This is a genomic window from Dysgonomonas sp. HGC4 (assembly GCF_001261715.1).
GTDB lineage: Bacteria > Bacteroidota > Bacteroidia > Bacteroidales > Dysgonomonadaceae > Dysgonomonas_A.
This window is the reverse complement of sequence record NZ_CVRU01000195.1, coordinates 38,346-50,969: the sequence shown is the minus strand read 5'-3', so window position 1 is coordinate 50,969 and position 12,624 is coordinate 38,346. Positions and strand designations below refer to the sequence as shown.

Below are 12,624 nucleotides of genomic sequence, written 5' to 3'. Positions count from 1 at the left end.
TTTTACATCACGATCTCTATTAATAGAAGAGGAACAAGAACTAATCGTTAATAAAGATTGCACATATCAATTTAAACAACAATATATCTGAATATTGCAAGTTTCACATCTAGGATATTACAACAAATCAGATATAAGTTTGCGATTATAACTTTTTTCTAATTTTATCTTCCTTATTCTCTTTGTAAAAAAATGAGATTAGTTAAAAAACGAGAGGGATAGAAATAAAAAACTGAAACTTTCATTTAATCATTATCTTTTTTAGACAACAGTTAAATGAAAGTTTCAGTATATACAGTGAGCTTACTTAAATTAAGAAACTCATCATTTACGAGCTCGCATTGTGTATTACAGCTTTATTATGACTCACGACTAAGACATAATCATCTGTTTTTTTTAACAGTGATATACAAAAACTGTATATGCATTTTCAGCTCTAATTAGACAATATGAAAACAAAATATCTTACAAGAAAAGTGCTCGGAGCATGTGCGCGAATCGAAAAGTTAAACACTTTCCGCTACATTTAACTCTCAGATAAACAACACATTCTTGATTAGAAGGAGATAACAGCTTCTCTAACGGACAGTTCTATCACGCTTTGTAGTTACAAATGTAAAAACACAGCATCATAGTAATATAAGAGAAGAAAACAACTACAATAAGTCAACAGAAATTATGCTTTATAAAAATCTTATAGAACAAACACATTTAAAATATGATAAAATTTCAACTCTTCCCCCTCTTTATTTCACACAAACTACCTTAGAGAAGCATTAAAGACATTTCCTAAACTACTAAGAAATTAGTCTTGTACACTTTTTCTAGTGATTCTTTCCTTACTCGCCTCATTCTCATTTGCAGAGGGCATTACATCGGAATATATTACGATGCTGCTCCACAATTTTTGAAATGCAAACTTCGAAATTTCAATATTTTTATTGATTACAGGGTCGTAAAAAACGACATTACCCTCAGTCCCTAAGCTCTTCAGCACAACATAACGACCTCCATCGATTCTCAGATGAAGTATTCCTTTACGCTTATCTTTTCTTAGAGTTTCAAAATCAGAGTAATAAGTTTTACAACTCAAATCATAATCTTTTAAAATATTGGATATTGCGAGAATGGAAGAATCTTTTTGCTCAAAATCTAGCTGAACGCCAATCACTTTTCTATTATGCACAACATTGCATAACGAAAGGTATGTTGACACGAGATTCACCATGTAGGTACTACGTACATTCATAACAGAAATGTATTTTAACAATTTATATTCAAACAACCAACTTTATTACAAAGAAACAATAAATTTCCAAGTAATGCTATAACCTTTTTGTCATCTTTTCTTATGTTTAGGCAAAACCGAGCCATATTTTATATATTTAACATAGAAAAAAGTGATTTACGAACATAATCGCACTTTTAGAAAGCCAAAAACGACATACATTAACAAACAGAAACAATAATTAAGCTTTAGGCATGCGTTAATTTTATTGCAAACAATAACTATACATAAAACATGTATCTTATAAATAGCTATATTTGTACACAGTGTTATATAGAAGTTTAATACAGAAGTTTTATGTTAGAAAGAAAACATCCTCTTTATCAATTCAAATACTGTCCCAAATGTGGATCGAACCACTTCGTCGACAACAACTTCAAATCTAAACGTTGTCAGGACTGCGGATTCATCTATTACTTCAACCCCTCATCTGCAACAGTAGCCGTCATCATCAATGAGAAAGATGAAATACTGGTAGCTACGCGAGCTCATGAACCGGCAAAAGGAACCTATGATCTTCCAGGGGGCTTTGTAGACATGCAGGAAACTGCAGAAGAGGCCGTTATCAGAGAAGTAAAAGAGGAGACTGGACTAGATGTATCTTCTGTTCAATATTTATTCTCTCTGCCGAATCTATATATGTATTCTGACTTTGAGGTTGAGACAACCGACCTATTCTTCTTGTGCAAAGTAGACAGCAATGCTAAATTTGCCGCTAACGATGATGTGGCTGCACTTAAGTTTTTACCGTTATCCGATTTAAATCCCTCTTTATTTGGGCTACGCTCTGTTAAACATGGGATCGAAAAAATACAAATGATGAATTTATGAAGAAAATACTACTTATTACAGGGATAGGAATAGCATCTACCCTACAGTTAACTTATGCCCAAAAGGGAATAAATAATGAATTGCCCGAACGTTTGTTTCTACAAGGCAAAGAGATGTTTTTGGACAATAATTTCGTAGGGGCTCAAAATACTCTTACTGAGTTTAAAAGGCTATCTAAAGATAAGAATGCCGAGTTGGAAGCTGATTACATGATTGCAGCTGCATCTTATTTTACAGGCAAGCCGAATGCGGTCAATATCCTACGTGAATATTTGGACACATACCCTGAATCTTATCATAGAAATGATATTTGCTTCTACATAGGATCGTCTTACTTCAACGAAAAAGACTGGTCTAAAGCTCTATATTGGTTCGAACAGGCTGACGTTGCCTATTTAGCAACAAAAGAGCAAGAAGATTACACCTTCCGCTCTGCCTTTGCCAATCTTCAAGAAGGCAAAAGATCTGTTGCAGCCAATCAATTTGAGCTATTAGCACGCAACAGCAATAAATATTATGAACCTGCAACTTACTACAAAGCATATATCGATTTTCAAGAAGGTAAATATGATGATGCTCTTGCAACATTTGAACGCCTAAAAAATAGCCCCGAATATAAAGAACAATCGTTATTCTTTATAACACAAGGACTGTTCTTGAAAAACAACCTAAATGAAGCAATCAATGCAGGACATAATTATCTGAATACATACCCGAATAATAAAAACTCTGCCGAAATACATCGTATTCTGGGCAATTCTTATTACAGACAAGGCAATATAAATGAATCTATTTCGAATTACGAGCAATATCTGGCATCCGAATCTAAACCATTTGCAGAAGATATGCTACAACTAGGAACTGCATATACACAGATAGGAGATTATCAGAATGCAATAAAAGCTTTACAGTTTGCAGCCTCAACAGAAGACAAGCTTGGACAAACTGCTTATATGCTATTGGGACAAAACTATTTAAAAGTAAATAACAATGCAAATGCTTTAATGGCTTTTGATGCAGCATCGCGTGTACAATTCGACCCTTCCATTAGCGAAGTAGCATTATACAATTACGCAATGTTGGTTCATAAAACATCATTGTCTGTTTTTGACCAATCGATTACAGTATTACAACGTTTCTTAAACGAATACCCTAACTCGAAATATGCAAATGAGATAAACAACCAATTAGCTGCAACTTTACTTTCAACCAAGAACTATCAGGCTGCGCTTGCGGTTATCGACAAAATGCGTAATCCGGGAAGACAAATAATTGAGACTAAGCAGACTATTCTGTTTCAACTTGGAGCACAAGATTTTATCGATGGAAATTACGATCAGGCAATTCAACGTTTCAACGCTTCAATCAATTTAGGGAACTATGACGTTAAGTCTAAAAACGAATCGTACTTCTGGCGTGGCGAGACATATTATCGTGAGAATAATTATCCGGCAGCAATAAAAGATTATCAAACATATCTTTCGGTATGTAATGCTTCGGACGATAACTATACTAATGCACTGTACAATCTTGGTTATACATACTTCAATTTAAAACAATATTCTAATGCTTTAAATTACTTTAAACAATATACATCACAAGAAAGAAACAGGCAGCTATTGACTTATTCTGATGCTTGGAATCGTATTGGAGATACACATTTGTTTAACCGCAATTTTATTGAAGCAGAAAATGCATACTCACAAGCTTCCATCAACAATCCTCAAAGTGCAGAATATGCAGATTTCCAAAAAGCATTTGTACTAGGTTTACAACACAACTATAACGGCAAGATTGCTGCATTGGATGTGATGATGAGAAAATATCCAGACTCGCAATACTATGATGATGCAATGTACGAGAAGAGTCGTGCTTTGATCATGCTAAATCGTGAGGCGGATGCAATTCCAATTCTGACTAGAATATTAAACGATTACCCCAATTCGAATGTTGCACCACAAGCAGGCGTACAATTGGGTCAGTCTTATTACAATACCAATAATCCACAAAAAGCAATAGACGCTTATAAACAAGTGGTACAAAATCATAAGAACTCAGAAGAAGCCCGTATCGCCATACAAAGTCTCGAGGGTATTTATCGTGACATCAATGACATTAGTTCATATGCCAGCTTTGCAAACTCTTTAGGAAATGGTATTATAATTACTGCCAGTCGTCAAGACTCTTTGTCTTACCTTGCTGCCGAAAACATATACATGAAAGGTCATGCAGGAGAAGCAGCTAATGCAATGAATAAGTACTTACAAGCTTATCCACAAGGTCAGTTTGCAGGAGATGCACATTATTATATTGGAGCAATAGCCTACAACAAGAAGGATTACGACACTGCACTTCAGGCATTCAACAACACCATCAATTCGGGCAATTCTAAAAATCTGAATAAAGCACTCGCTCTTGTTGGAGAAATACAATTAAGCAAAGGCAACAATCAAGCGGCATACAATGCGTATAAAGAAATGATGCGCACAGCCACCAGTGCCGATGATAAGAGTACAGCTCAGTTGGGCATGCTTAAAGTAGCCAATAGCCTAAATAAAGATGTAGAAGTAATTACTGTTGCAACAGCTTTATTATCTCAAGGAAAAACATCACCCGAAGTAGTAAGTGAAGCACGCCTTTACAGAGCTAAAGCATATCTCAATACAGGAGAGACCAATAAGGCTATAGACGATCTTCAAAAAGCAGCAAGCGATACTCGTAGTGTATATGGAGCCGAAGCTCAATACCTGCTGGCTAAAACATACCTTAAAAACGGTAACTACGACAAAGCAGAGCAACAAGTTCTTGCATTGATGAAACAAGGAACACCTCACGCTTACTGGATGGCACAATCTATCATTGTATTGTCGGATACCTATCTTGCAAAAGGAGATAAATTCCAAGCGAAGCAATACCTTGAAAGCTTGAAGGCTAATTATACCGGAAACGAAGCGGATATTGCTACAATGATAAATGATCGTTTAACTCAATTAAATAAATAAGGCGTAGACCTTTGCATTGCTTTATTCGAGTATAAGATACAACTATAAAGCAGTAAAATATTTACTATACTTAAATTAAAAGATAATGAATACATTATATAAAACTTTATTTATTAGCACATTGGGACTAAGCGTTGCATCAGTAAACATTGCAGCTCAAACCGCGGCTAAAGATACAACCCTAAACCGTCAGGTATCTCTCGAAAGAGAATACACTCCCACGATACAGGATGCTTCAAAAATCAATACGCTTCCGGCTCTTCACGAACCGGCAAAGAAGCAATATGATATAAAATTTGAAAATAGTATTCCTAATACCAGTATCACCTCTCATCCCATCGGAGATACCGGTTCGGGAGATATAAAAACAGACATTCCTTTTAGCAAACACAGAGGATACTTTCTATTCGGAGCTGGGATGTACTCTAACTTAGATGGTGCAGCCGGATATAGAATTGTAGATTCAGAGAACGATCAATTCGATCTTTTTGCGACTCACAATTCTACCGATGGTAAGATTAAATACCTAAACCCGAGTTCTTATCTTGATGAAGCGAAAGCCAAAAACATGGAGAACCTGATAAAAGCTAAGTATAGCCACAAATTTGAATCATTAACATGGCACTTGAATGGCTCATTTTTCAACAATACTTTTAATTACTATGGTAATCCATATGTATTTAGTAATATATTAGGCGAAAATGCTTCTTTTCATGAAGGACTTATGAAGCATAACCAAGGAGTAAATGTTATTGAGGCTGAAACAGGAATTACATCAACTGAACATAGCAATGCAATGTATTATTCTGCAAATGTAAAATACAACAACTTCACATCTAAATATGGCTATGATACAAACTATGATGGTGTATCAGGAAGCATATTCGATGCGATGGTCAATATTGCAGCACCAGTTCAAACAGATCATAAAGCAGGTGTTGAAGGAGGTGTTTTCTTTCAATCGTTTAGCAATATCGACTTTTTGCCTTTGTTAGACACAGATCCGTTTCATAATCTGACTATATTCAAAGCCAGACCATATTATAGTATTGATGGCGGAGACTTCAAACTATCACTCGGGGTCAATATTAATTGGGCTTCAGATATAGAGAACAAATTTGTAGTTGCTCCCTCCATCAAAACATCTTGGAACTTCAACGAGAAGAGTTTATTGTACTTTAATGTAGGTGGTGGTATTAACGACAATAACTTTGTAGAAATGAATAGGGAGAATAGATATATAAATCCTACATCTCGTGTATTTATTTCTCAAACATTATATGATGCTCAGATCGGAGTTAGATCAGGAATCGTAAGCGGTCTTGAATTTGATATCTTCGGAGGATATAAATATACTAAAGACGATCATTTATTTGTACCATACGATGCTGCATCATGGGGTAATGTTTCAGATATGTTGTATGCTAATCTGGGCGAAGGTCATTTCGGTGGAGCATTAAAAACTAAGTTAATCCCTTATACCGATCTTTCGTTGAAAGCAACTACACATTTTTACAACCTCAGCAAATATACTTTAACAGATAATGCACCTGAAAAGAAAGAAGCTTGGGGATTACCATCTTTAACTTTCGACTTTAATGCAGATTTTTCATTCATTGATAATCTTACACTATCAGTTAATTATATATTCGAAGGTGGACGCAAAATGTATGTAAGCGAAGCTTCTTCCAAAATGGATAACATTAACGAACTGAATATTAAAGGAACTTATAATATATTAGATTGGTTATCATTCTTTGTAAGAGCAAACAACGTAATGAATCAAAAATACGAAAGACAATACGGTTATACCAATCAAGGCATTAATGCTCTTGGAGGTATAAGCCTAAAATTCTAAGAATAAATCTCATAACAGACAAACGCCCATATCTACGATTGTAGGTATGGGCGTTCTCTATTGACAGAGAATAGGAAAAAAAGGATCAATTCTAAGAAAAAAAAGAGATTTTGGTTATACCCCTATCAAGTCTTTATGCCGTTCTTTGCACTTAAGAACGAGGTTTTTCATACACATACATATAACGAATATCAATTACTAACAGTAAGTCTAAAAAAAGTGCCAGGAAAACACAATCCATAATATCTCAATTTAATATAGGACTCTCCTTCTCCTATAGGCACATTCTTGGAACAAAAAATCTTTCCTTCATTAAGGGAAGATTTTTTTGTTTCTGAGTGTAGCATCAATCATACATTTTATTATCTTTACACTGATTTTGGTGTTATTCTATCACAATCGCAGATAGAGTAATGAAAAGGGAATCCGGTGTAAATCTGGAACAGACCCGCTGCTGTAAGCTTCATTAAGAGTTTCTAAACAATACTCTAGCCACTGTCCGAATAGTAAGCAAAAACAGTAAACAACAAACTTGTTGATAACTGAGACCTGATAAATGCTGACTAAAAAGATGGGAAGGATGTTTAGAAATGAAGTAAGTCAGAAGACCTGCCAAAAAACACGAGCAAGAAACTCTCGGGAAATAGAGTTGATGCGACATATCATTACAACAATGATAGAAACTAAAAAAGACAAAGATGCTTTAGAAAAAAGCTATCAACAAAGACATGATCAGATCTTTCAAATAATCTGACCATAGAGAAAAACTTGTAGAAACATTAAATACAAAGGATGGATAAAATATGCCCTTGCTGTTCAATAAACTTTACCTGTAGAGTAGATAAAATTGAATTGTGTAATTGTTCAAGAATCAACCTAGCAGAGGGTGTCAGACAATACATTAAGACAACTTATGGAAACTGTTTATGCTTTGATTGTCTTAAAGATCTAAATGATCAATTTGAGAAATCACATGAAGAAAAGGCAAAGAATAAAGCAATCAGTAAGTAAACCAAAATAAGTCTTTTATCAATTCTTCTAATACAAGTAAAATGATTAAATTTGAAATTAGATTTTTGTTGAAGAAAATATCAAAACAGGATTATCAAAATAGATTCTAATAACTAAAATTATAAACAAAACCGAATAAACAATGCTAAACGAATTTACAATCAGTCGAGGAAAAGCGATGATTAACTTCTCGCTGAAATATTGTGATAACCGTCAGAAACTTTTGAATAGTTATGGTTTCAAGAAAGTAATCGACTCATTTATTCAAGTATTAAAGAAAGACAATGTCATTATATATGACTATTATATCAAGTACTTTAATAATAACGATGACGAATTTGCTCAATCACTTGTACAAGTATTCAAGTTCCTTACAGTTTGTGACGAGAACGAAATAGTAAAAGTAGACAACAGATATTCGGTTTGCTTTGCTGACAAAGACCTTTTCATTGAACTTATCGAATTATTATATTCATATTGGAGACGCTTAGACCGCATCTCAGTTGTTCGCAATTCAAGCCTTGGAGAAGGTTTGCAAGATGTTAGATTTACTCAGGCAAACTCTCAATTCAACGATCTTATTCTTGCGACTTATCGCCGCATTGAAGAGACCGTTATGGGATTTCAACACAGAGTATATCGCCAGTTAATTGCAGGTGCTAATGCTGGACTTATTCTTAATGACGAAGTATCATGGAATTGCCCAATCGAATACAAAGGACTATCAGCAGTACCATTTATAAGCACTGTGATATTTCAACCACCATTGATTACATACACTAAAAGAAATACTCGTGACGGAATATTCCACGAACATTCTTCGAACCCCATAGCAAACATTTCTTTGAATGATGACGAATGGTTTGTATTCCCTGCTTGGGTAGGTAATATGCTTACTTTCGTCTATTTCCACAAAGACTTTATCGATCATGGCTTAGGTTTGTCTAATCTATTCGAATTGGCAACACCAAGCAGCTATATTGGTAAAAAGCCCGATATGATCTACGTATTCGGTTATGCTGATGGGCATGAAGAAAAACGCACATTCTATTATAAAGACAAACAGAATGACATTCTTATCGGATATGCAAACTATTGCGACGATATCGACTATTTTGGCTATATGAAAAAAATGCTCCTAACTCTTCACAATGTGAAACAAATGGAGTTGGGTCGTTTACCAATACACGGAGCGATGGTAAACATTGCACTGAAAAACGGAAAAGAATCAAACATTATCATCATGGGTGATAGTGGTGCAGGAAAATCTGAGAGTTTGGAAGCATTCCGTAACCTGAATGAAAAATATATTAGACACATGCGCATCATTTTCGATGATATGGGATATCTGAATATAGAAGCTGACGGTTCGGTAAAAGGATACGGTACTGAAATAGGAGCATTTGTTCGTGTAGATGATTTAGATCCTTCGTATGCTTACCAACAATTAGATCGTGGAATATATACCAATCCCGATAAAGTGAATGCTCGTGTAACTATTCCCGTTTCAACCTACGAAGTTATTTCTAAAGGATATAAAGTAGATTATATGCTTTACGCCAACAATTATACTGAAACCGATCAGAAAATTAAATTCATGGATAACCTTGATCAGGCTATTCAAGTATTTGAGGATGGAGCTAGAAAGGCTAAAGGTACAACAACAGAAGTAGGCTTAGTAAAATCTTATTTTGCAAATCCATTCGGACCTGTTCAAGAAAGAGAGCTTGCCGAGAAGTTGGTACGTCAGTACTTTAGTAAAATGAACGAAAACGGTGTTAAGATCGGAGAGATCCATACATCTCTGGCTATAGAGGGCAGAACAAAAGAAGGACCCCGTTTAGCGGCAGAAGAATTGTTCAGTCTTATAAATGACTAAAGGTTGTGGTTTACTATAAAGTATACTAAGCCTTATTAACAATATCTCCTTTGTATTTTGATTAATTTCTTTCTACAAAGGAGATATATTGAATAAATAACATAAAACAAGAAACTATGAGTCAATCAAATTCTTTGATGAACGACAACATAGCAATGCTCGGAAAATTACTTGGTGAAACCATCAAGGGAGCACTGGGTGAAGGCACCTATGAACGCGTTGAAACAATTCGCCAATTATCCAAAGCTTCACACAATGGTGATAAACAAGCACATGATAAGTTGGTAGAAACTCTTCAAAATCTGCCTGATAAAGATTTTTTACCTGTAGCACAAGCATTCAATCAGTTTTTAAACCTTACAAATACTGCAGAGCAATACGATACAATATCGCAACATGCAATGGGAAAAGAAAATCCTGTAAACTTTGCTCGTATTTATGAGACCTTAAAAGGTAAAGGTGCAAATGATGAAGAGATAAGAAAAGCAATTGATGAAATATCAATAGACTTGGTTCTTACTGCTCATCCAACTGAAATAAATCGCCGTTCTTTGATTAACAATCTTAACGAAGTAAGCGATTGTCTTCAGCAATTAGACCACGATGATATTGTAAGCTACAAGCAAGAACATATAATGAGTCGTCTAAAACAGCTTATTATTCAGTATTGGTTTACTGCTGAAATAAGAAAAGACAGACCAACGCCTAACGAAGAAGCTAAATGGGGTTACGATGTTATCGAAAGCAGCCTTTGGTCTGCCGTGCCCTCTTTCCTGAAAGAATTCAATAAACAGTTGGAAGCCTCTATCGGATATAAAATTCCAGTTGATGCTCGTCCCATACATTTTACATCCTGGATGGGTGGCGACCGCGATGGTAATCCTAATGTTACAGCAGTAGTCACAAAAGATGTATTACTTCAAAGCCGTAAACGTGCAGCTACCCTATTCTTAAAAGATATAGAAGTACTGGTTAAAGAATTGTCAATGTTTAATTGTACGGCTGAATTCAGAGACTATCTGGGCGATGCCGAAGTACAAGAACCATACAGAGCTTTGATGAAGAAACTCCGATCAAAACTAAAGAAGACAATTATCTTTCTTGATGAAACGATCGAAGGAAAGCATACAACAATAACTGATGACATTATTTTCCATAACGAACAATTATGGGAACCACTCATCAAATGCTACGACTCTCTGATTGCCTGCGGCATGGAAAGTATTGCTGATGACAAACTTTTGGATACACTTCGTCGTATAAAATGTTTTGGAGTTACATTAGTAAAAATAGATATACGTCAAGAAAGTACCAGACATACCGAAGCATTATCCGAATTAACTCTTTACTTAGGTTTGGGAGACTATGCAGCTTGGTCTGAAACAGAGAAGCAAACGTTTTTAATAAAAGAACTTTCTTCAAAAAGACCGCTAATACCCCAACAATGGCAGCCTAGTGCAGAAACTAAAGAGGTAATAGATACATTTAGAGTAATTGCAGAGACTCCTCAAGGGGTAATCCCCGTCTATGTTATCTCAATGGCTCGTACTCCTTCCGATGTTTTGGCTGTACATTTGTTACTTAAAGACACAGGTTGTCCTTACACATTACCGGTAGCTCCATTATTCGAAACTCTTAATGACCTTAACAATGCCTCTGATGTTATGCAACAATTGCTAAACATCGGCTGGTACAGAGGCATTATCGGAAATAAGCAAATGGTAATGATCGGATATTCCGATTCAGCCAAGGATGCTGGAGCATTAGCAGCAGGATGGGCACAATACAGCGCACAAGAAGCTTTACTTAAAACCTGTAATGATGCCGGAGTAACACTTACTTTGTTTCATGGTAGAGGGGGAACAATCGGTAGAGGGGGAGGTCCTGCTAAAGTAGCCTTATTCTCTCAACCTCCAGGTTCTCTAAAAGGAGGACTTCGCGTTACTGAACAAGGCGAAATGATCCGTTTTAAACTAGGTTTACCTGATTTAGCGATCACAACATTGTCACTGTATGTAGATGCAATATTAGAAGCAAATATATTACCTCCACCTGCACCAAAAGAAGAGTGGAGACAAACGATGGATGAGCTATCTAATATTTCATGCAAAATATATCAAGACCTTGTTAGAAACAATGATAATTTCATTCCCTATTTCTATCAAGCAACACCCGAAGCTGAATTGGCAAAACTTCCATTAGGTTCACGTCCTGCTAAACGTAAATCGACAGGTGGCGTAGAAAGCCTACGTGCTATACCTTGGATTTTCGGTTGGTCACAAAACAGACTTATGCTTCCTGCATGGTTAGGAGCAGGACAAGCCTTACAACAGATTATTGATGAAGGCAAAATGAATATATTGGAAACAATGTATCAGGATTGGCCTTTCTTTAATACTCGTATAAGTATGCTTGAAATGGTATATGCAAAAGCTGATAGTCGTATTGCAGCCTACTACGATCAGCGATTAGTAGATAAAAACATACAATACTTAGGTACTGAGTTACGCGAGCAATTAGCAAAAGATACTAATACGATCTTGAACATTGCTCATGATAAATCTCTGATGGAAAATTTACCTCTTATAGCAAGCAATATAGCTATGAGGAATATTTACACAGTACCGCTGAACCTTCTTCAAGTTGAATTATTACAACGAGTAAGAAGCAATGAAGTACACCCAGATGAATTAGAGCAGGCGCTCATGGTTACAATTTCAGGAATTGCAGCTGGAATGAGAAATACTGGTTGATC

General features: G+C 35.6%; 7 protein-coding genes and 1 riboswitch. Of the genes, 6 read left to right on the top strand and 1 reads right to left on the bottom strand.

The window, feature by feature from the left end; all coding sequences use genetic code 11:
• Positions 1-805: 805 nt before the first annotated feature.
• Positions 806-1,249 (bottom strand): cysteine peptidase family C39 domain-containing protein, encoded by a 444-nt coding sequence (locus HGC4_RS18190; RefSeq protein WP_082204240.1) that lies wholly within the window; start codon positions 1,247-1,249, stop codon positions 806-808.
• 336 nt (positions 1,250-1,585) lie between these two features.
• Here HGC4_RS18190 and HGC4_RS18185 point away from each other — a divergent pair, with 336 nt between their 5' ends.
• From HGC4_RS18185 to ppc, 6 genes are all read left to right on the top strand, one after another.
• Positions 1,586-2,119 carry an NUDIX hydrolase gene (locus tag HGC4_RS18185; protein ID WP_050711563.1) on the top strand — a complete coding sequence of 178 codons (534 nt, stop codon included), beginning with the start codon at positions 1,586-1,588 and terminating at the stop codon, positions 2,117-2,119.
• The gene (locus HGC4_RS18180) at positions 2,116-5,121 is read left to right on the top strand and encodes a tetratricopeptide repeat protein (RefSeq protein ID WP_050711562.1); all 3,006 of its coding nucleotides are present in this window, start codon (positions 2,116-2,118) and stop codon (positions 5,119-5,121) included. Before HGC4_RS18185 ends, HGC4_RS18180 begins: the two co-directional genes overlap by 4 nt.
• A gap of 85 nt (positions 5,122-5,206) precedes the next feature.
• The gene (locus tag HGC4_RS18175; protein WP_050711561.1) at positions 5,207-6,979 is read left to right on the top strand and encodes a TonB-dependent receptor; all 1,773 of its coding nucleotides are present in this window, start codon (positions 5,207-5,209) and stop codon (positions 6,977-6,979) included.
• 363 nt (positions 6,980-7,342) lie between these two features.
• A riboswitch (cobalamin riboswitch) is annotated at positions 7,343-7,611 on the top strand.
• 160 nt (positions 7,612-7,771) lie between these two features.
• Complete coding sequence (locus HGC4_RS18520; RefSeq protein WP_082204239.1) at positions 7,772-7,990, top strand: cysteine-rich CWC family protein; 219 nt, start codon at positions 7,772-7,774, stop codon at positions 7,988-7,990.
• A gap of 142 nt (positions 7,991-8,132) precedes the next feature.
• On the top strand, positions 8,133-9,869 hold the full coding sequence (locus HGC4_RS18165; protein WP_050711559.1) for a hypothetical protein: 1,737 nt from the start codon (positions 8,133-8,135) through the stop codon (positions 9,867-9,869).
• 116 nt (positions 9,870-9,985) lie between these two features.
• Positions 9,986-12,622, top strand: a complete 2,637-nt coding sequence (ppc, locus tag HGC4_RS18160) for a phosphoenolpyruvate carboxylase (RefSeq protein WP_050711558.1) — start codon at positions 9,986-9,988, stop codon at positions 12,620-12,622.
• Positions 12,623-12,624 lie beyond the last annotated feature (2 nt).

Bases quoted from the DNA above. Each gene is read 5' to 3' on its own strand.
- HGC4_RS18190 (WP_082204240.1), bottom strand. From the start codon at position 1,249: ATGAATGTACGTAGTACCTACATGGTGAATCTCGTGTCAACATACCTT.
- HGC4_RS18185 (WP_050711563.1), top strand. From the start codon at position 1,586: ATGTTAGAAAGAAAACATCCTCTTTATCAATTCAAATACTGTCCCAAA.
- HGC4_RS18180 (WP_050711562.1), top strand. From the start codon at position 2,116: ATGAAGAAAATACTACTTATTACAGGGATAGGAATAGCATCTACCCTA.
- HGC4_RS18175 (WP_050711561.1), top strand. From the start codon at position 5,207: ATGAATACATTATATAAAACTTTATTTATTAGCACATTGGGACTAAGC.
- HGC4_RS18520 (WP_082204239.1), top strand. From the start codon at position 7,772: ATGGATAAAATATGCCCTTGCTGTTCAATAAACTTTACCTGTAGAGTA.
- HGC4_RS18165 (WP_050711559.1), top strand. From the start codon at position 8,133: ATGCTAAACGAATTTACAATCAGTCGAGGAAAAGCGATGATTAACTTC.
- ppc (WP_050711558.1), top strand. From the start codon at position 9,986: ATGAGTCAATCAAATTCTTTGATGAACGACAACATAGCAATGCTCGGA.